Annotated in this window: 15 protein-coding genes; 7 read left to right on the top strand and 8 right to left on the bottom strand. The window is 68.3% G+C overall.

Annotated features, from left to right (window positions below; genetic code table 11):
- The first annotated feature begins 121 nt into the window (after nucleotides 1-121).
- On the top strand, nucleotides 122-1,267 hold the full coding sequence (locus HDC96_RS14355) for a serine hydrolase domain-containing protein (RefSeq protein ID WP_257018761.1): 1,146 nt from the start codon (nucleotides 122-124) through the stop codon (nucleotides 1,265-1,267).
- On the opposite strand, the gene HDC96_RS14360 is transcribed toward HDC96_RS14355, so the two are convergent.
- Nucleotides 1,224-2,333 carry an SDR family oxidoreductase gene (locus HDC96_RS14360; protein WP_179460592.1) on the bottom strand — a complete coding sequence of 370 codons (1,110 nt, stop codon included), beginning with the start codon at nucleotides 2,331-2,333 and terminating at the stop codon, nucleotides 1,224-1,226. The genes HDC96_RS14355 and HDC96_RS14360 overlap by 44 nt on opposite strands.
- Nucleotides 2,334-2,486: 153 nt before the next feature.
- Between HDC96_RS14360 and HDC96_RS14365 the strand changes: the two genes are divergently transcribed.
- The gene (locus HDC96_RS14365) at nucleotides 2,487-2,828 is read left to right on the top strand and encodes a hypothetical protein (RefSeq protein ID WP_179460593.1); all 342 of its coding nucleotides are present in this window, start codon (nucleotides 2,487-2,489) and stop codon (nucleotides 2,826-2,828) included.
- 7 nt (nucleotides 2,829-2,835) lie between these two features.
- Here HDC96_RS14365 and HDC96_RS14370 read toward each other — a convergent pair whose 3' ends face one another.
- On the bottom strand, nucleotides 2,836-3,900 hold the full coding sequence (locus HDC96_RS14370; protein WP_179460594.1) for a DNA topoisomerase IB: 1,065 nt from the start codon (nucleotides 3,898-3,900) through the stop codon (nucleotides 2,836-2,838).
- 134 nt (nucleotides 3,901-4,034) lie between these two features.
- Here HDC96_RS14370 and HDC96_RS14375 point away from each other — a divergent pair, with 134 nt between their 5' ends.
- The 3 genes from HDC96_RS14375 (at nucleotide 4,035) to HDC96_RS14385 (ending at nucleotide 10,559) form a co-directional block, all read left to right on the top strand.
- On the top strand, nucleotides 4,035-4,436 hold the full coding sequence (locus HDC96_RS14375) for an I78 family peptidase inhibitor (RefSeq protein ID WP_179460595.1): 402 nt from the start codon (nucleotides 4,035-4,037) through the stop codon (nucleotides 4,434-4,436).
- A 167-nt stretch (nucleotides 4,437-4,603) separates the two neighbouring features.
- On the top strand, nucleotides 4,604-9,058 hold the full coding sequence (gene gltB / locus HDC96_RS14380; protein WP_179460596.1) for a glutamate synthase large subunit: 4,455 nt from the start codon (nucleotides 4,604-4,606) through the stop codon (nucleotides 9,056-9,058).
- A gap of 55 nt (nucleotides 9,059-9,113) precedes the next feature.
- The gene (locus HDC96_RS14385; RefSeq protein ID WP_179460597.1) at nucleotides 9,114-10,559 is read left to right on the top strand and encodes an FAD-dependent oxidoreductase; all 1,446 of its coding nucleotides are present in this window, start codon (nucleotides 9,114-9,116) and stop codon (nucleotides 10,557-10,559) included.
- A 26-nt stretch (nucleotides 10,560-10,585) separates the two neighbouring features.
- Here HDC96_RS14385 and HDC96_RS14390 read toward each other — a convergent pair whose 3' ends face one another.
- The gene (locus HDC96_RS14390; protein WP_179460598.1) at nucleotides 10,586-10,882 is read right to left on the bottom strand and encodes a hypothetical protein; all 297 of its coding nucleotides are present in this window, start codon (nucleotides 10,880-10,882) and stop codon (nucleotides 10,586-10,588) included.
- A 173-nt stretch (nucleotides 10,883-11,055) separates the two neighbouring features.
- Between HDC96_RS14390 and HDC96_RS14395 the strand changes: the two genes are divergently transcribed.
- A complete protein-coding gene (locus HDC96_RS14395) occupies nucleotides 11,056-11,928 on the top strand; it encodes a methylglyoxal synthase (protein ID WP_176990285.1) in 873 nt (290 codons plus the stop codon).
- 113 nt (nucleotides 11,929-12,041) lie between these two features.
- Here HDC96_RS14395 and HDC96_RS14400 read toward each other — a convergent pair whose 3' ends face one another.
- Genes HDC96_RS14400 through ttcA form a run of 3 tightly spaced genes read right to left on the bottom strand, consistent with a single transcriptional unit; the run spans nucleotide 12,042 to nucleotide 14,752 of the window.
- Nucleotides 12,042-12,830 (bottom strand): SprT family zinc-dependent metalloprotease, encoded by a 789-nt coding sequence (locus HDC96_RS14400; RefSeq protein WP_179460599.1) that lies wholly within the window; start codon nucleotides 12,828-12,830, stop codon nucleotides 12,042-12,044.
- Between the two features lie 57 nt (nucleotides 12,831-12,887).
- The gene (locus tag HDC96_RS14405) at nucleotides 12,888-13,793 is read right to left on the bottom strand and encodes a recombination-associated protein RdgC (protein ID WP_019184123.1); all 906 of its coding nucleotides are present in this window, start codon (nucleotides 13,791-13,793) and stop codon (nucleotides 12,888-12,890) included.
- 50 nt (nucleotides 13,794-13,843) lie between these two features.
- The gene (gene ttcA, locus HDC96_RS14410; protein ID WP_257018763.1) at nucleotides 13,844-14,752 is read right to left on the bottom strand and encodes a tRNA 2-thiocytidine(32) synthetase TtcA; all 909 of its coding nucleotides are present in this window, start codon (nucleotides 14,750-14,752) and stop codon (nucleotides 13,844-13,846) included.
- A 97-nt stretch (nucleotides 14,753-14,849) separates the two neighbouring features.
- Between ttcA and HDC96_RS14415 the strand changes: the two genes are divergently transcribed.
- Nucleotides 14,850-15,053: a DUF465 domain-containing protein gene (locus HDC96_RS14415; protein ID WP_176990288.1), complete on the top strand. Its 204-nt coding sequence runs from the start codon at nucleotides 14,850-14,852 to the stop codon at nucleotides 15,051-15,053.
- Between the two features lie 267 nt (nucleotides 15,054-15,320).
- Here the strand turns inward: HDC96_RS14415 and plsB are convergent, their stop codons facing one another.
- A complete protein-coding gene (gene plsB, locus HDC96_RS14420; protein ID WP_179460601.1) occupies nucleotides 15,321-18,035 on the bottom strand; it encodes a glycerol-3-phosphate 1-O-acyltransferase PlsB in 2,715 nt (904 codons plus the stop codon).
- Nucleotides 18,035-19,003 (bottom strand): hypothetical protein, encoded by a 969-nt coding sequence (locus tag HDC96_RS14425; RefSeq protein WP_179460602.1) that lies wholly within the window; start codon nucleotides 19,001-19,003, stop codon nucleotides 18,035-18,037. Before HDC96_RS14425 ends, plsB begins: the two co-directional genes overlap by 1 nt.
- Between the last annotated feature and the right edge of the window lie 106 nt (nucleotides 19,004-19,109).

Raw genomic sequence — 19,109 nt, forward strand, 5'->3', positions numbered from 1 at the left:
GTAGGCCGAGCGCGGTCGCCCTGCCGGTGGCCTTAAACCTTTCCGCCGCGGCCCGCATCCAAGCCTTCGAGCTGCGGCATCCCGCCCTGGCGCCGCGTCACCTTCGCCAAGGACCTTCTGCATGCGCTCCACGTACCGCGTGATCTTGATGGTCGCCCTGCTGTTCCCGCTTTGCGCGCAGGCGCGAGCCGGCAATGTGGACACCGCCAACCAGCAGACCCGGCAGTTCATCGGCCGGACCATGGACGCCCTGCGCATTCCCGGGCTGCAGATCGCCGTGATCCAGGACGGAAAGGTAGTGCTCTCGGAGAGCCACGGGCTGGCCAACGTCGAAAACGGGCTGCCGGCCACGCGCACGACGCGTTTCCCGCTCAACTCGGCGACGAAATCGTTCACCGGGGTGGCGATGATGCAGCTGGCCGAGGCGGGCAAGGTGAACCTGGATGCGCCGATCTCGACCTACCTCGCCGATCTGCCCGAGGCGTGGCGCGGCGTTCGTGTACGCCAGCTGCTGGCGCACACCTCCGGGCTGCCGGACATCCTCGATGCGCAGGGACTGCTCGGCGGAGGGAGCGAGCAGGCGGCCTGGGCGGCGGTGACCCGGCTGCCGGTGGAGGCCGCCCCCGGCGCGCGCTTCACCTACAACCAGACCAACTACGTGCTGCTGGCTCGGATCATCGCCGCGCAGTCGGCGATGCCGTACGACCGCTATGTGGCCACGCGTCAGTTCGATGTCGTCGGGATGCCGTCCACGACGTTCGGCGACAGCTACGACCTGATCGCCAACAGCGCCACGATCTACAGCTGGTTCCCGCGGCGCACCGATGCGCCGGACGCCGCGCCACGTCTCTCGCACTGGTTCTACGACATGACGCCCGGGCTGTGGGCCGGCGGCGGCATGCTGACCACCGCCGATGACGTCGCGCAGTGGCTGGTCGCGGTGTCCGGCAACCGCCTGATCAACGCGGCCAGTACACGCAGGATGTGGACGCCGGAACGGCTCATCGATGGCAGCGAGGGCCCTTGGGGAGACGGCTGGGCGGTGTTGCAGGGCGCCCCGCAACGCCAGGTGGCCGGCATGGGTGGCGCGCGTTCGGCCTTCATCGTCTACCCCGACCAGGGGCTGGCCATTGTGGTGCTGACCAACCTGGTCGGGGCCAACCCGCAGAACTTCATTCCGCAGATCGCCGCGTTCTACGGCGTGGACGCGCCGGTACCGACGGTCAGCCGCGCGGCCCGCCCATCACCGGCAGGATCACGCCGCTGATGTAACTCGCGGTGATCGGCGAGGCGAGGAATACATAGGCCGGCGACAGTTCTTCCGGCTGCGCCGGTCGGCCCATGTCGCTGTCCTGGCCGAACTCGGCCACATCGCGGGCTTTCTTGTCGGCCGGATTGAGCGGCGTCCAGACCGGTCCCGGGGCGACTGCATTGACCCGGATGCCGCGCGGCAGCAGCTGGCTGGCCAGCGCCTTGGTGAAGGCATGGATCGCGCCCTTGGTGGCCGAGTAGTCCACCAGCGACTTGCTGCCGAACAGGCCGGTTTCCGAGCCGGTATTGATGATGCTGGCGCCTTCGCCCAGATGCGGCAGCACCGCGCGCGCCATCTGGATGTAACCGCCGATGTTGGTCTGCAGGGTTTCCTGCAGGTGGTCGTCCTCGAGATCTTCCAGGCGGTCGCAATGCAGCTGGAAGGCGGCGTTGTTGACCAGGATGTCGACCCCGCCGAAGGCCTTGACCACCTGCTTCACCGCCTTGTTGCAGAAGGCCGGGTCGCGTACGTCGCCGGCGATCACCACGCAGCGGCCGCCTTCCTTCTCGACGTGCTCGCGGGTGATCTTCGCGTCCTTCTTCTCATCCAGGTGCAGCACCGCCACATCCGCCCCTTCTCGCGCGAACAGCACGGCCACCGCGCGGCCGATGCCGGAGTCGGCGCCGGTGATGATCGCGCGCTTGCCCTTGAGCTTGCCGCTGCCCTGGTAGTCCGGCGCAAGGAAACGCGGGGCCAGCTGCATCTCGTGTTCGTTGCCCGGTTTGGCCAGCTGCTGGGCGGGCATTTTTTCCGGCTGGCGGCGTGTGCCGGCCTGGGTCGCCTTCTTGGTCTTGGTCGCGGCGGCCTTCTTCGCCGCACGCGCGTCCTTGGCCTTCTCCTGGTCCTGCAGACGGCGCTGGCGCGCCGCCACGCGCGCAGCGCGCGGATCGGTGGCGGCAGCCTTGCGGGTCGCGGTTTTCACGACCGGCGCACGGGTACGCGGTTCGTTTGTGTCGGCCGCGGGGGCCGCCTTGCGGGACGTGGGGGTCTTGGTGGTCTTACGGGGTTTGGCCGTGGCCATGTTCGACTCCTGTTGCCGGAAATACGCAGCCCCACTATGGTCAACCCGACGGCCAGGGATGGTGAATGGAGCGTGCCCACACCGTGTAGAGGATTCATGCGCCGCATACGGGCGCCGATGCACCCTGAGCGCAATTCCCATGGAGTGCGTCGCATGCTTCGTTACCTGTCTTCGGCTGTGGCCGTCCTTGCTTTGTCCGCCTGCAGCAGCACCCCTGTCGCGCAGGTCCAGCCGATCGACGGCGTGATTTCCGGCCAGTGCCACGTGGACAAGGTCCGCGGCGCCGTGGGCCTGGCGGCATCGCAGGCCACGGTCGAGCGTGCCCGCGTGGACAGCGACAGCTTGCAGGTCATCGTCGTGCGCAGCGAGCGTGCCGCAAGTGGCGCAACTGCCAGTGGCGCGGCCAATCCCACCCCGGGTGCGGAGCAGGGCGGCGAACGGCTGACCATCGAAACCGGTCGTACCAACAACATCACCGCACTCTACTGCGGCTGACCGGCGTTCATCCCGCGCGGGCGCGCCGGACGGTGCGCCGCGCGGCTTTGAGTACTTTCAGCGTGGCCAGTTCCCACTGGCGCTCGCCGCGCAGCCCGGCAAGCACCTTCAATGAGCCGGCCCGCCAGCCATCGAATACGCAAGGATCGATGTAGGCCTTGCGGCACACCGACGGTGTGTTGCCCAGCAGGTTGGCCACCTCGCATACCACCTGCTTCTGCAATGCCGCCAGCGCGCGCTCACTGGAGGGTTCGGGCAGCTCGGTCGCGGCAAGCTGACGGATCGCCTCCAGCGTGCCGCCCCAGGTGCGGAAGTCCTTGGCGCTGAAATCCTCGCCCATCGCATCGTGCAGATAGTCATTGACCATGCCCGAGTCCACCGGTTGTACCGCGCCCGCGTCATCGCGGTACTGGAACAGCGCCTGCCCGGGCAGCTGCTGGCAGCTGCGGATGAGCTTGACCAGTTCGCGGTCATCCACGTCCACCTCATGCGCCTGCCCGGACTTGCCCCGGAAGCGCATCTGCGCCCGGCCGCCCTTGACCAGCGCGAGGTGGCGGTTACGTAGCGTGGTCAGCCCGTAGGAGCGGTTGTCACGTGCATAGACTTCATTGCCAACGCGCACCAGCGTCTGTGCCAGCAACGCCACCACGATCGCCAGCACTTTGTCGCGCGGGAAGCCGGGCAGCTTCAGATCGCGGCGCAGGCGACGACGCAGCGTGGGCAGCGCGGTACCAAACGCAATGATGCGATCGAATTTGCCATCGCCCCTCACCCGCGCCCAGTCGGCGTGGTAGCGGTACTGCTTGCGCCCGCGCGCGTCGCGGCTGGTCGCCTGCAGGTGGCCGTTGGGCAGCGCGCAGATCCACACATCGGTGTACGCCGGCGGGATCGCCAGCGCGCGGATCCGGGCCAGGGTGGCGGCATCGCGCACCGCCGCACCATCGGCATCGCGGTAGGCGAAGCCCTTGCCGGCCTTGCGGCGGGCGATGCCGGGCAGCTCATCGCTGACATACCGCAGGCCGGCCTGGCGGGCGGCGGCGGCTTCGGGGGTCGTGGTGCGGCTCGGGCTCATGGCGGTGGCGCGGATCAGGGGAACGCAGTGTTACCGCTGCCGGTGCGGCGCCGCGTCAATAACGCAACACAAACACCTCACGCTGCGCTTGGCGATATCCTCCACCGTTTACTGGCTCGCTTTCTGGAGTACCGATGTCGTCTCTGTCGTTCCGCCGCGTGCGGCGTTCTTTCGGGCTGATCGCCCTGTTCCCCGCCCTGCTGGTCCTTGGTGCGTGCAGCGCCCCGCCGATGGACGAACAGGAGGCCGTCGCCACCCATGCGCAGAAGGCCGCCGAGGCCGCCGCCGCGCCGACCGACGAAGCCGGCAAGGCGACCGAAGCGCCGCCGGTCGGCAGCTGCGATGCCACCCAGGTGCAGAGCCTGGTCGGCCAGCCGTACACGGCCGAGCTCGGCAGCCAGGCCCAGCAGGATGCCGGGGCGACCAGCCTGCGCGTGCTCAAGCCGAACGACATGACCACGATGGAGTTCATCGGCGAGCGCCTGAACGTCGAAGTGGATGCCAAGAACGTGGTGGCCGGCGTCCGCTGCGGCTGAACAGGCGACGGAGAAAACCCCTGAAACTCAGGGGTTTGGTTGCGCCTGCAACCGTGTATTGCGGCGTTGCAGCAACTATGCTCTAGTCGAGTCATCCGGTGCCTCCAGATGCGCTCAACGGATTGAGCGGGGACGAGTGTCGCCGCTCACCCGACATTGAGGCAGAGATGGCCCCCCGCAACCGCCAAGGGCTTTACGACCCGCAAGATGAGCGAGATGCCTGTGGTTTCGGCATGGTCGCCCAGCTCGACGACCAGCCGTCCCGACTGCTGGTCGACACCGCTATCGCCGCGCTCTCGCGCATGACCCACCGCGGCGGCGTCGCTGCCGACGGTGTCACCGGGGACGGCTGCGGCCTGTTGCTGCGCCGCCCCGACGTGTTCCTCAAGGCACTTGCCGCCGAAGCGGGCCTCACGCTGGGCGCGCGCTTCGCCGCCGGCGTGGTGTTCCTGCCGCACGACACCGCTGCCGCACAGGCCTGCCGCGACACGCTGGAACAGCAGCTGCGCGAGGCCGGCTGCCAGCCGGTCGGCTGGCGCGTGGTCCCCACCGATTCCAGCGTCTGCGGCCAGCTCGCGCGCGACACCCTGCCGCACATCGAACAGGTGTTCGTCGATGCCGGTGCCGCGCAGGACGAGGGCGCCTTCACCCTGGCCCTGTTCCTGGCCCGCCGCCGCAGCGAACAGCAGCTGCGCGAGCACGCCGATTACTACGTCACCACGCTCAGCCCGAATGCGATCAGCTACAAGGGCATGGTGCTGCCGGACAAGCTGAGCCGCTTCTACGTGGACCTGCAGCGCAACGACCTGGCCTCCAGCGCGATCGTGTTCCATCAGCGCTTTTCGACCAACACGCTGCCGCGCTGGCCGCTGGCGCACCCGTTCCGGATGCTGGCGCACAACGGCGAGATCAACACCATCGAGGGCAACCGCCGGTGGGCGCAGGCGCGCAGCAAGGTGTGGAAGACCCCGCGCTTCGACATCGGCGAATTCAATCCGGTCATCTCCATGCACGGCTCGGACTCGCAGAGCCTGGACAACATGCTCGAGCTGATGGTCAGCGCCGGCATGGAGCTGATCCAGGCGCTGCGCATCCTGGTGCCGCCGGCGACCCAGTCGCTGGAGTTCAAGGATCCGGACCTGGCCGCGTTCTACGAGTTCTACGGCCTCAACAGCGAGCCGTGGGACGGCCCGGCCGGCATCGTCGCCTGCGACGGGCGCTATGCCGCCTGCACGCTGGACCGCAACGGCCTGCGCCCGGCGCGCTGGATGCTGACCTCCGACCGCCACTTCCTGGTCGCCTCCGAAGCCGGTGTCTGGGAAGTGCCGGCCGAGCGCGTGGTGCGCAAGGGCAAGCTCGGCCCGGGCGAGATGATGGCGATCGACCTCAAGCGCGGCGACCTGCTCGACTCGGACGCCATCGACCGCATCAACCGTGGCCGCGCGCCGTACAAGCAATGGCTGCAGCAGGGCGTGACCTACCTGCAGACCGAGCTGATCGATCCGTCGCTGGTGGAAGAGCCGTTCGACGAGCGCACCCTGCGCAGTTATCACAAACTGTTCCAGCTCAGCACCGAGGAAGTGGAGCAGATCCTGCGTCCGCTGGCCGAGACCGAGCAGGAAGCTACCGGCTCGATGGGCGATGACACGCCCATGGCCGTGCTGAGCCAGCACAGCCGTCCGCTCTACGATTACTTCCGCCAGGCGTTCGCGCAGGTCACCAACCCGCCGATCGATCCGCTGCGCGAAGACTGCGTCATGTCGCTCTCCACCCAGCTCGGCAAGGAGACCAACATCTTCCATGCCGGCGCGGAGACGGTGAACCACGTCATCCTCAACTCGCCCGTGCTCAGCCAGCGCAAGCTGCGCCAGCTGATCAAGATGGAGCAGTACGCCGACAAGAACCGGCTGATCGATCTGTCCTACAGCCTGGACGAAGGCCTGAAGGCCGGCATCGAGCGCATCTGCGCCGAAGCCGAAGCCGCCGCGCGCGAAGGCATCGTCATGCTGCTGCTGAGCGACCGTTACCCGGTTGCCGACCGCCCGATGGTGCATGCCCTGCTGGCCACCAGCGCGGTGCATCACCATCTTTCCAATGCGGGGCTGCGCTGCGACGTCAACCTGATTTTGGAAACCGGCACCGCGCGCGATCCGCACCACATGGCCTGCCTGCTCGGCTTCGGTGCCACCGCGGTGTACCCGTACCTGGCCTACCAGACCCTGTTCGACCTGGGCCGGCGCGGCATCCTGCAGCTGAGCAAGGGCGGCGAGCAGTCGCAGATCGGCCGCCGCTACCGCAAGGGCATCTACAAGGGCCTGTCCAAGATCATCTCCAAGATGGGCATCTGTACCGTGGCCAGCTACCGCGGCGCGCAGCTGTTCGAGATCGTCGGGCTGGATGACGAGGTGGTCGACCTGTGCTTCCCGGACACCGCCTCGCGCGTGGCCGGGGTCGGCTTCGCGCGCCTGGACGATGAGGCCCGCGAGCTCACCGTGCGCGCCTGGAATGATCTGCTGCGCCCGGACGTGGGCGGCGTGCTCAAGTACGTGCACGGCGGCGAGTACCACATGTACAACCCGGACGTGGTCATGACCCTGCAGCGCGCCGCGCGCAGCGGCGATGCCGCGGACTGGCAGCGCTACTGCGAGGCCGTGCATGGCCGACCGGTGTCGGCGCTGCGCGACCTGCTGCAGCTCAAGGCCGCGCCCACGCCGACGCCGCTGGACGAAGTGGCCCCGGCCGAAGACCTGTTCCGCCGCTTCGACACCGCCGCGATCAGCCTCGGTGCGCTGTCGCCGGAAGCGCACGAAGCGCTGGCGATCGCCATGAACCGGCTCGGCGGCCGCAGCAATTCCGGCGAAGGCGGCGAAGACCCGGTGCGCTACGGCACCGAGAAGCGCAGCAAGATCAAGCAGGTGGCCTCGGGCCGCTTCGGCGTCACCGCCGAGTACCTGGTCAACGCCGAAGTGCTGCAGATCAAGGTCGCCCAAGGCGCCAAGCCCGGCGAAGGCGGCCAGCTGCCCGGGCACAAGGTCAACGAACTGATCGCGCGGCTGCGGTACGCCAAGCCGGGCATCGGCCTGATCTCGCCGCCGCCGCACCACGACATCTACTCGATCGAAGACCTCGCCCAGCTGATCTACGACCTCAAGCAGGTCAACCCGACCGCACTGGTCTCGGTGAAGCTGGTCAGCCATGCCGGGGTCGGCACCATCGCCGCAGGCGTGGTGAAGGCCGGCGCCGATCTGATCACCGTGTCCGGCCATGACGGCGGCACCGGTGCCAGCCCGGTCAGCTCGATCCGCTATGCGGGCGTGCCGTGGGAGCTGGGCGTGGCCGAATCGCACCAGGCACTGGTCGCCAACGACCTGCGCGGGCGCACCCTGCTGCAGACCGATGGCGGCCTGAAGACCGGCCTGGACGTGATCAAGGCCGCGCTGCTCGGTGCGGACAGCTTCGGTTTCGGCACCGCGCCGATGATCGTGCTGGGCTGCAAGTACCTGCGCATCTGCCACCTCAACAACTGCGCCACCGGCGTGGCCACGCAGGACGAGCGCCTGCGCGCGCAGTACTTCACCGGCCTGCCCGAGCGCGTGGAGAACTTCTTCCGCCTGCTGGCCGAGGAAGTGCGGGGCTGGCTGTCCTACCTGGGCGTGCGCTCGCTGGAGGACATCGTCGGCCGTACCGACCTGCTGCAGCAGCTGGACGTTTCACCGCGTCCGGGCGTCAAGGTGGATCTGTCGCGCCTGCTGCACCTGGCCGACTACGCGGGCAGCCACTGCGCCGCACAGCGTCTGTACGAATCGCCGGACAGCCTGGCGACGCAGATGGACGGTCTGCTCGCACCTGCGATCGCCGGCAAGCTCGGCGGCGAGCACCGCTTCCTGATCCACAACACCGACCGCTCGATCGGCACCCGCCTGTCCGGCGAGATCGCGCGCACGCATGGCAACCAGGGCATGGCCGATGCACCGCTGACCCTGCGCTTCCGTGGTACGGCCGGGCAGAGCTTCGGTGCGTTCAACGTCGGCGGCCTGCAGCTGGAAGTCGAAGGCGAAGCCAACGATTACGTGGGCAAGGGCATGGCCGGCGGCCGGCTGGTGGTGCGCCCGCCGCGTGGCGCACGCTTCGAGGCGCGCAACACCGCGATCATCGGCAACACCTGCCTGTACGGCGCCACCGGTGGCGAGCTGTTCGCCGCGGGCCGTGCCGGCGAGCGCTTCGGCGTGCGCAACTCCGGCGCGCTGGCGGTGATCGAAGGGGCCGGTGACCACTGCTGCGAGTACATGACCGACGGCATCGTGCTGGTGCTGGGCAAGGTCGGGCTCAACTTCGGCGCCGGCTTCACCGGCGGCCTGGCCTACGTGCTGGATATCGACCGCGATTTCGTGGACCGCTACAACCACGAACTGATCGACATCCACCGCATCTCGGCCGAGGGCTTCGAGAACCATCGCCAGCACCTGCATACGCTGATCAGCCGCCACCGCGAACTGACCGGCAGCATCTGGGCGCAGCAGATCCTCGATGAGTTCCGCGATTACGTCGGCAAGTTCTGGCTGGTCAAACCCAAGGCCGCCAGCATCGAATCGCTGACCGACTCACTGCGCCGCGCCGCGTGATCCATCCCGGTAGTGCCGGCCGCTGGCCGGCAACGCCACACAACCCGAGCAACCCATGAGCCGCAAGCAAGCTTTCCAGTTCCTCGATCTGCCCCGGACGATGCCGCAGCGCATCCCGGTCGAACTGCGCACCTCCGGCGACTGGGGCGAGCTGTACGGCAAGTTCGGCAAGGAAGACGCGCAGTTCCAGGCGGGACGTTGCCTGGATTGCGGCAACCCGTACTGCAGCTGGAAGTGCCCGGTGCACAACGCCATCCCGCAGTGGCTGCAGCTGGTGCAGGAAAACCGCATCCACGAAGCGGCCACGCTGTGCCATTCGACCAATCCGCTGCCGGAAGTGTGCGGCCGGGTGTGCCCGCAGGACCGCCTGTGCGAAGGCAGCTGCACGCTGGAGGAGTTCGGCGCGGTGACCATCGGCGCGGTCGAGAAGTACATCGTCGATACGGCGCTGGCCACCGGCTGGCGTCCGGACATGAGCGCGGTGGAAGCCACCGGCAAGCGCGTGGCGGTGATCGGCGCCGGCCCGGCCGGGCTCGCCTGCGCCGACAAGCTGGCGCATGCCGGCGTGCAGGCCGTGGTGTATGACCGCTACGAACAGATCGGCGGGCTGCTGCAGTTCGGCATCCCCAGTTTCAAGCTGGACAAATCGGTGATCAGCCGCCGCCGCAACGTGCTCGAAGGCATGGGCGTGCAGTTCCGCCTCGGGGTGGAGATCGGCCGCGATGTGAGCATCGATGACCTGCTGGCCGAGTACGACGCGGTGTTCGTGGGTACCGGCGCCTACCGCTATACCGACGGCGGCCTGCTCGGCCAGGACCTCAAGGGCGTGCTGCCGGCGCTGCCGTTCCTGGTGCAGAACAGCCGCATCGTCGGTGGCAGCGATGCCCATGGCCGGCCGATCGCCGGCTGGGAAGACCAGATTGCCCTGCCCGACCTCGAAGGCAAGCGCGTGGTGGTGCTGGGCGGTGGCGATACCGGCATGGACTGCGTGCGCAGCGCGATCCGGCTCGGCGCGGCCAAGGTGACCTGCGCCTACCGCCGCGACGAGGCCAACATGCCCGGCTCGGCGCGCGAAGTGGCCAATGCCCGCGAGGAAGGCGTGCGCTTCCTGTTCAACCGCCAGCCACTGTCGATCGAAGCTGGTGCGGATGACGAAGTGATCGGGGTGATGGTGGTCGAAACGCAGCTGGACGCGCCGGATGCACAGGGCCGGCGCAATGCGGTACCGATCGCCGGCAGCGAATCGCTGCTGGAAGCGGACGTGGTGATCATTGCCTTCGGCTTCTCGCCGAGCGCCCCGGGCTGGCTGACCGAGCAGGGTGTCGAGGCCGGCAACAATGGCCGCATCGTGGCCGGTGGCAGTGGCCGCCTGCCGTTCCAGACCGCCCACCCGCGCCTGTTCGCCGGCGGCGACGCGGTACGGGGCGCGGACCTGGTGGTGACGGCCGTGGCCGAGGGCCGCGACGCGGCCGGCAGCATCGTGCAGCTGCTTTCGGCGTAACGGCGCGCCCTACCGAAGCGCGCCTCTCACGCGGCGCGCGGTACCGCGGGTACTGGCCTGTGACGCACGCCGGCCCGCTCGATCTCCAGCGCCATCAGCAGCTCGATGTTGTCGAGCTGGTCACGGATGCGACGGTTGCTGGCCGCATCGTCGTGGCCGCGGCCCATGTGCGCATCGAGCATGCGGGCGAGCCCGGCCAGCAGCACGTCGGCGTCCGCCTGCGGGGCATCCCGCAACACCGCGGCCAGCGCACGGATGCGACGACCCGGATCCGCCGGAGCGGACGCAGACAAGGTGGCAACAGCAGAAAGGGAGAGGGTCATGGCAGGGGTTTCCTGATTGACGGACGACCTCTACTGTCGGATATGGCCCCTCCTGACACCATGCAACAATTACGAAAATGCGTGAGGGCATGTGACCACCATCACCGTTCAACGCCTGCACCGCTGCAACCTGAACGGCTTACACTGGCGACGTCTTCCTCTGGACTGCCCCCATGCGCATCGGCCTGGCCGCGAACCGCCTGCACCACCACGACAAGCACGCCGCGCTGTTCCGCTGGCTGCGCGCCAGCGACACCGGACTGCGCGAACTGGGGGTGGAGCTGCACGCGGTCGGGCGCACCTTCGATGCGATCCAGCGGCTGGGCTTCCTGCAGGACTTCGCCCCGCTGCGGCGCTACCCGAACGGCCGCGAGGGCGGGCTGATGAAGCTGGTCGCCGAGGTGGTCGGCATGGGCACGCCCGAGCGCACCCTGGATGGCGCCATCTACCTGATGGACCCGGTCGATCCCTCCTCGGTGTTCCCGGAGGCGACCGCGCTGAAGCGCCAGTGCGTGATCCACGGCAAACCCTTCATCTCCACCGTCGCCACCGCGCGCGACTGGGTCGAGGTGGAGCGCCTGCACGCCGGCCTGGCCCCGGACCCGGGCGCCGATGACCTGCACGCCTTCGCGCAGCACACGCTGGCACTGATCGCGCATGACGCGATGAAGCCGGCGATGCTGGCCTTCGCCGACGAGCACTTCGAGGTGCTGTCGCGCTTCCGCAGCCGGGTCGGCACCGGCACCACCGGCCAGCGCCTCAACGAACTGGCCTGGAGCCGCGGCTGGCCGCAGGGCGAGGAATGGGTGATGCGCTACCAGAGCGGCCCGATGGGCGGCGATGCGCAGATCGCCGACCGCGTGCTGGAAGGCCATTGCCAGCGGGCGATCTTCTTCGAGGATCCGCATGTGGCGCGCCAGCACGAGGCCGACATCCAGCTGCTCGAGCGCGCGGTCACCACCGTGACCGATCAGGCCGTGTGCATCACCGCGCCGCGGGTGGCGGCGCGTTGGGCGCAGGCGGCGGCGTTGCGGATGGGGAACTGAGAAACATCGCATCGGTAGTGCCGGCCGCTGGCCGGCAATCGCGCGCGGGTGGGTTTCATGGGGAGCCGGCCAGCGGCCGGCACTACCGGTGGCGGGCGTGGCAGCAGCCGCCTCTACCCCGCCGGGGTCAGCATCTGCCGCAGCATCGCCTTCAGCCGCCGCCCTTCGAGCTGGAAGTAATCCCGCTCGGCGTGCCACGCCGGGAAACGCTTCTCCACCTCGGCCCAGAACGCCAGCGAGTGGTTGGCCTGGATCAGGTGGCAGAGCTCGTGCACCAGCACGTACTCGAACGCCGACGGCCGCCCCAGCACCAGGGCCAGATCCAGCGCCATGCTGCCGTCCGGGGCCAGCGAGCCCCATTGCGAGGACATCACCTTGAGCCGCAGCCGCGCCGGTGCGCGCGGCAGGCCCGGCAAGTAGCGCGGCAGCCACTGGCCGACATCGGCACGGGTCTGTGCTTCGTAGAACTCGCGCAGGGTGCGGCGCAGCGTGGCGTCGCTGCCCCGGCTGGGCCAGTGCAGGCAGGCGCCGTCGGCGTCGATCTCCATATGCGCATAGCGGCCGGTTTCCCAGCGCAGTGGCAGCAGCTCACCGCGCAGCGGCAGCACGCCCGCCTCGCCGATCACCAGCGGCGGCGGCAGGTTGGTCGCCTGGTAGTTGCGCAGCTGTTCGGACAACCAGCCACGGTGCTGCTCCAGGAAGCGCTCGCCCATCACCAGGCTGGCGCGCGGTGGCAGGGTCAGGCGCACGCCGCGCTCATCGACGCTGAGCTTGATCCGGCGCGCACGCGGATCGCGTACGCGCAGCACATCGATCTCGGCATCCTCCAGGCGCAGCCGTACCGTATCGCGCTGCAGCGTGCTGACAGCCGGCGAAATCAGGCGGCGGAGGAATCCGGACATGGGTACAGCATAGCGCCGGCCGTGACCGGCGCATGACTGGGGACTGATCGGATCCGGTCAGTCCGCCTTGCTGAGCTTGAAGGCCTCTTCCAGCAGCAGGAACAGGCGGCGCACTTCGCCGCTCTGCAGGGCGAAACGGGCGTCCAGTTCGGCGCGGCGGCCGTCATCGTCGGCATGCTCGAGCTGGTCCAGCGCGCCATCCAGGAACTTCAGCTTGCGCACGATCAGGTCGTCGCCGAGCACGAAGGACAGGTTGTCCTCGAACACCAGCGCCAGCTTGGTCACCTGCTTGCCGGCATCCAGGTGCTTGTCGATCTCGTCGCAGCGCAGTTCCTGGTGCTGGCACTTGACCACCGCACCGCCCTCGGCCGGGTCCTTCATCTCGCACTCTTCGCCCAGGCTCAGCCCGGTCGGCAGGGGTTCGCCGGCGATCCAACCGGTGAGGATCGAGCGCGGCGCCACTTCGGCATTCAACGGCATCGCGGGGAAGCTGCCGAGCAGGCCACGGATGTCGGACATCATGTTCTCGCCCTTCTTGCTGCTCGAGCAGTCCACCGCGACGTAGCCGTGGGTCAGGTCGATCAGCGCGTCGGTACGCGAGCTCTTCACGAAGGCACGCGGCATCAGCTCGTGCAGCAGGTCGTCCTTCATGCGCTTGCGCTCGCGGCCGCCGGGCTTGCGGCCTTCCTTCTCTTCGATTTCCTCGAGCTTGCGCGCGAGCAGGTCGTTGACCACCGCGCCCGGCAGGATCTTGTCCTCACCGCCGACGGTCAGCCACAGCGCATCGCCGACGCGGTGCGAGAACACGGCCTTCTCTTCACGGCCGAACGGCGAGATGAAGCCACGGGAATTCATTTCAAGCGGACCGACCGGCTTGAGCAGCACCTGCGGCAGCAGGGTGTCCACGTCGGAGAAATCGGTGGCGGTCGGGAAGCGGAACAGCGTCAGGTTGCGAAAGAACATGGACGTCCAGAGTAAGAGCGTGAAAGGGAGGGCGGGCGCGCCGGCGTGGCTCAGGCCGGGCCGGGGGCGTCGCCGGGGTCGTGGGCAGTGCCGGGCCAGGCCGGCGGATCGGGCAGCGGGGCCGCCGCGGCGCGCCCCAGTGCCATGAAATCGAACAGCGCCGGATCGGCCAGCTGCGAAGGATGGATGTTGCCCAGCGCGCGTGCGATCTGGTCGATGCGGCCGGGCTGGTCGCGCTCCCACTGCTGCAGCATCTGCTCCACCTGGCGGCGCTGCAGGGTGTCCTGGCTGCCGCACAGCGTGCAGGGAATGATCGGGAACGCGCGTGCCTGTGCGTAGGCGCCGATGTCCGCTTCGCTCACGTAGGCCAGCGGGCGGATCACGATGTGCTGGCCGTCGTCGCTGCGCAGCTTGGGCGGCATCGCCGAGAGCTTGGCGTGGTGGAACAGGTTGAGGAAGAACGTGGCCACGCTGTCGTCGCGGTGGTGGCCCAGCGCGATCTTGGTGAAGCCGTGGTCGGCCGCATGCCGGTACAGCGCACCACGGCGCAGGCGCGAGCACAGCGAACACATCGTGCGGCCTTCCGGGATCACCCGGCTGACCACCGAATAGGTGTCCTGCTCGATGATCTGGAACGGCACACCGATCGAGGCCAGGTAAGCCGGCAGCACGTGCTCGGGAAAGCCGGGCTGCTTCTGGTCCAGGTTCACGGCCACCAGCTCGAACGGCACCGGCGCTTTTTTCTGCAGCTGCAGCAGGATGTCGAGCAGGGTGTAGCTGTCCTTGCCACCGGACAGGCACACCATCACTTTGTCGCCGGCCTCGATCATGCCGAAGTCGGCGATCGCCTGGCCCACCTGGCGCCGCAGCTGCCGCGCCAACCGGTCCTGCACGCCGCCGGGCGCGCGCGGATCGCGGGCGCGCGGGACGGGATCGGGCAGGCGGATGACAGCGCTCATGGGGTTCATTCTACCGGCTCGCACCGGCCGCCACGGACCCCGTGAGGTGACTGCGTTCACTCCCGGTGGTCATCCGGGATGTGTATGCTCGGAGCCTGTGGAAACCATGACGCCCAGCGATATCAGTGCCCGCCTTGCCACGCTCCGGCAGGAGCACCGTGCGCTCGATGACCAGATCCTGCGCATGGCCGCCAACGGCGACGACGAGCTGGAAGCCAAGCGGCTGAAGCGGCGCAAGCTGCAGTTGAAGGACTGCATCGCCAAGCTGGAAGACATGCTGATTCCGGACGAGCCGGCGTGAGCCAGATGCCCAAATCGCGGTGGTAGCGACCGTTGGTTGTCACACGATGACCTGGGTGCCTTCCGTCCCACCGTCATGAAGCCCTGAAAGGCGGCTCCGGACGGTGGTCAGCGTCGGTCAGCCGGTGCACACCGTGTTGCCTGGTCTCCGGACGCTTGTGCCGCGCTTGCGCGCGGGTACCGACCAACGGTCGGTACCTACGAATTGCTGGCGAACGCAATAAGATCCGGATACGTCCGGATTCGTCGGATCGACGACGGGCCGTCGTCAATCCTGGGCTACCGGTTCCTCTGGCTTCGCTGCTTCCGGGCTGACGCGCTCGATGGTGTGGCGCAGTTCGCGACCGAGGATGAATTTCGCGTCCTTGGCCCACGCGTCCAGGCGCGCGTCGAACAGCAGCTTGCTGTTCTCATCCGGCCACACCAGGCGCAGCTCGCGCAGCTTCTGGATGAAGCCGCGGAACAGCGTGCGGTCGAAGAACTCCGGCGCGGCCGGCGCGTAGAGCAGGCTCAGGCGCTGCGCGGCCTGCTGGCAGAGGCTTTCCAGCTCGGCCGCACCCAGCGTACCCGGGCCGTTCTTCACCAGCACCGAGATCGCGATGTAATAGCGCTCGAATGCCTGCTGCAGCGAATGGCCGATCGCGCGCAGGCGGAAGACTTCATCGGTCTGCCCGGTGTTGCGCGCCAAGATGCCGCCGTCGTCATCGTTGGTGTTCTGCAGCAGCCCTTCGCGCACGAATACGTTGATGGTCTGCTCGATGCGCTGGGCGAACTCGTCTTCGGTCCACGGCAGGAACAGCTCGGCCTGCAGGAACGGGTACACGGTGCGGCCCAGCTGGACCAGCCCGGTGCGGCTCATGCGGCGGTTGTTCTGGAAGCAGCAGGCGACCCACGACGAGGCCGTGAACAGGTGGATGACGTTGTTGCGGAAATAGCTCAGCAGCACCGCGGTGTCGCCGCTGACGCTGAGCACATCGCCCAGCGGGTGCTTGATGCGGGTGAGGACGTTGATCTCCTCGGCGTGGGCGATGATCCGCTCCGGCGAGTGCGGGGTCACCGTCACCCGGTCCGAGTAGGGCATCTCGACCAGCAGGGTCTTGCACAGCTCGATCTGCGCGATCAGGTCCGCCTCGCCCATCGCATGCTTGGGCGTGGACAGCAGCGCCAGCGCGAGCAGGTTGATCGGATTGACGTCGGCCGCGCCGTTGATGTGCACCTGGATGCGTTCGGCCAGGTGATCCACCGTGCCGGACAGCCACGAAGGCTTCTCGTCTTCGCCCACCGGCTGGCCATTCCAGTCCGGCGCACGCTGGGCGAGCACGTCGTTGAGCGCGATCGGCTCGCCGAAGTTCACCACCACCTGGCCGTAGTTCTGCTTGAGCACTTTCGGGATCGACCACAGCAGCGACCAGATCGATTCCTTTTCCTTCGGCCGGCCGGACAGTTCGTCCAGGTAGCTGCCGCCTTCCATCAGCTTTTCATAGCCGATGTAGACCGGCTGGAACAGCACCGGCTTGCGCGGCTGGCGCAGGAACGCGCGCAGCGTCATCGAGATCATGCCGCCCTTGGGCTGCAGCAGGCGCCCGGTGCGCGAGCGGCCGCCTTCGACGAAATACTCGATCGAGTAACCGCCGGCGACCAGCTGCGCCACGTATTCGCTGAGCACCGCCGAGTACAGCGCATTGCCGCGGATCGAGCGGCGGATGAAGAACGCACCGCCCTTGCGCAGCAGCGTGCCGACCACCGGCAGGTTGAGATTGATGCCGGCCACGATGTGCGGCGGCACGATGCCGCGGTCGTACAACAGGTAGGACAGCAGCAGGTAATCCATGTGGCTGCGGTGGCTGGGCACGTAAACCACTTCGTGCCCGGGCGCGGCCGCCTTGAACTTGTCCAGGTGATGGACCAGCACGCCGGCATAGATGCGGTTCCAGACATGGCTGAGCATGAAGCTGGCCGAGCGCACGACCGGACTGGAGTAATCCGCGGCGATTTCCCACGCGTAGGCGTGGGCTTTTTTCCAGGCATCGGCCGGCTTGGAGTTGTCGCGCTTGGCCTGCGAGGCGATCGCCTCGCGCACGGTGTCCGCGTCCAGCACCTTGTCCACCAGCAGGCGGCGGGTCGACAGGTCAGGACCGATCACCGACTCGCGGATGCGGCGGAAATGGGTACGCAGCACACGCTGCAGCTTGCGCACGGTGCGCTCGGGGTCCAGCCCCTCATCGATCGTGCTGCGCAGCGAGATCGGCGGGGCGAAGCGCACGATCGTGCTGCGGCCGTTGAGCAGCACCGCCAGCAGGCGACGGAAACGACCCACCAGGGCCCAGTTTTCCGAGAACAGCACCGCGAACCAGCCGCTCTGCTTGTCCGGCGCGCGGCCGACGAAGATCGATACCGGCACCAGATGCACGTCCAGCTCACCACGTGCGCGGTGCGCCTGCAGGACCTTGGCCAGCGAGTCCGAGTGGGTCTTGGCGCCGCGCTGCTCGGGAATCAGCGAGTTGCTGCTGCTCCGGCGCGACAGCGCCAGGTAAGCGCGCCTGCGCCCGGTCGGGTCACCGGCGATCGGCACCAGCGGCGAGGGCAGGCCGGCTTCGCGGCAGGCCTTGTCCAGGATCAGCGCGTTGGACAGACCGTAGTCCTCCAGCACGTAGACCACCGGGCGGCCGTCGTTGTACTGGCCGGGGTGTTCGGGTTCGATCTTCAGCGACAGCCACGGCTCGACCAGGCGGCCGAGCAGGCGCGCCCACCACGGCGGGCGGCCACTGGGCGGACGCGTGCCGGGCACGATCGCGGACGGCACGACGGTGGACGGCTCCGCATCGACCGCAACGGCATCCACCGGCGCGCCAGCGACCGGCGGGACCGGGGCGGCGGCACCGTCGGACGGCACGGTAGCGGGCGACGAGGACGTGGCGTCCGGCGTCTTGGGCGGCTCTTCGCCGGGGAAAGGCAGGGGATTCTGGTTCGGCATCGGCTTCATTATGGCTTAGCCGGTGCAGAAGCACCGTCCTCGACCGTCGCGGCGGCCTCTGCGTCGGCCGCCTGCCGGGCGTCATGTTCAGCTTGCGCGGCGTCGGCGGCCTGCAGCAGCGCATCGGTGTCTTCCAGCGTGCGGGTCACATACCAGTGGCCCTCGCGGCGGGTCATCCGCACCTGCGCTTCGATCTGCTCACCGGCCAGCGTGTACTGGATGCGCACCACCGCGTCGTCGCCCAGCGCGGAGGTCAGTTCGCCGCGCAGCCCGGTCAACGCGCCGTCCAGCGACAGCCCGTAGCTGGCCAGTGCGGTCTTGAAGGCTTTGATGAAGGGGCCAAGGCGACGCAGGCTCTCTTCCATGCCCGCCGCCTGCAGCTCGGCATCGGTGGACAGCCCGGCGGTGCGCGCGGTGGCGGTGAGCAGGGTGATGGTCGTCTTCGCCCGCTGCTTGTCGGTCAGTGGCGCCGCGGCGGCCCAGCGGCTGAGCGCGTTCACCACCTGGGTGTAGTGGGCGCGCTCGCTGTCGCTGTACTCGCTCTGGTTGCGCAGGTACTGTTCGCCGAACAACCCCATCGAGTGGGCCGCCTGGCGGACCTGGGAGGCCTGGCCGGCGATCTGGGTATCGAACGAGCGCTGCAGCCGCTGTGGCGCATCCGGCCGCGACAGCGCGGCCAGCATCGGCAGCAGCTGCCCATCCAGCGGCAGCTCGGTCAACGGCCAGCGGCTGTGGCCCTGGTTCCAGGCGCCCTGCAGGCGCGCGTACTGGGCCGGTGGCACCGCCGCCTTGGCGTAGCCGACCAGATCATTGTCGGCGACCCGCTGCGCCAGCTGCTGCAGGGCGGCGACCGGCTCGGACGCCGGTGCGTCCGGATCGATCCGCTTGTCCTTGCAGGCACTGAGCAGCACCACCCCGCACAGGGCCAGCGCCAACGCCTGCCCTCGGTACTGCCACGGCTTCAACGACATGGACATGAATTCGGACTCCCCGGACCGGTCCGCATCTTGCGGCCTGTTCAGTGACAGCGGCAAGCCGGCAACCCCGCCGACCTCGCGCCATATGCGCAAGCCGTTGAATGTA

The organism is Stenotrophomonas sp. JAI102, from assembly GCF_013409105.1.
Classification (GTDB): Bacteria; Pseudomonadota; Gammaproteobacteria; order Xanthomonadales; family Xanthomonadaceae; genus Stenotrophomonas; species Stenotrophomonas maltophilia_AA.

Bases quoted from the DNA above. Each gene is read 5' to 3' on its own strand.
- HDC96_RS14425 (WP_179460602.1), bottom strand. From the start codon at position 19,003: ATGTCCATGTCGTTGAAGCCGTGGCAGTACCGAGGGCAGGCGTTGGCG.
- HDC96_RS14405 (WP_019184123.1), bottom strand. From the start codon at position 13,793: ATGTTCTTTCGCAACCTGACGCTGTTCCGCTTCCCGACCGCCACCGAT.
- gltB (WP_179460596.1), top strand. From the start codon at position 4,604: ATGGCCCCCCGCAACCGCCAAGGGCTTTACGACCCGCAAGATGAGCGA.
- plsB (WP_179460601.1), bottom strand. From the start codon at position 18,035: ATGAAGCCGATGCCGAACCAGAATCCCCTGCCTTTCCCCGGCGAAGAG.
- HDC96_RS14360 (WP_179460592.1), bottom strand. From the start codon at position 2,333: ATGGCCACGGCCAAACCCCGTAAGACCACCAAGACCCCCACGTCCCGC.
- HDC96_RS14395 (WP_176990285.1), top strand. From the start codon at position 11,056: ATGCGCATCGGCCTGGCCGCGAACCGCCTGCACCACCACGACAAGCAC.
- HDC96_RS14355 (WP_257018761.1), top strand. From the start codon at position 122: ATGCGCTCCACGTACCGCGTGATCTTGATGGTCGCCCTGCTGTTCCCG.
- ttcA (WP_257018763.1), bottom strand. From the start codon at position 14,752: ATGAGCGCTGTCATCCGCCTGCCCGATCCCGTCCCGCGCGCCCGCGAT.
- HDC96_RS14385 (WP_179460597.1), top strand. From the start codon at position 9,114: ATGAGCCGCAAGCAAGCTTTCCAGTTCCTCGATCTGCCCCGGACGATG.
- HDC96_RS14390 (WP_179460598.1), bottom strand. From the start codon at position 10,882: ATGACCCTCTCCCTTTCTGCTGTTGCCACCTTGTCTGCGTCCGCTCCG.
- HDC96_RS14370 (WP_179460594.1), bottom strand. From the start codon at position 3,900: ATGAGCCCGAGCCGCACCACGACCCCCGAAGCCGCCGCCGCCCGCCAG.
- HDC96_RS14400 (WP_179460599.1), bottom strand. From the start codon at position 12,830: ATGTCCGGATTCCTCCGCCGCCTGATTTCGCCGGCTGTCAGCACGCTG.
- HDC96_RS14375 (WP_179460595.1), top strand. From the start codon at position 4,035: ATGTCGTCTCTGTCGTTCCGCCGCGTGCGGCGTTCTTTCGGGCTGATC.
- HDC96_RS14365 (WP_179460593.1), top strand. From the start codon at position 2,487: ATGCTTCGTTACCTGTCTTCGGCTGTGGCCGTCCTTGCTTTGTCCGCC.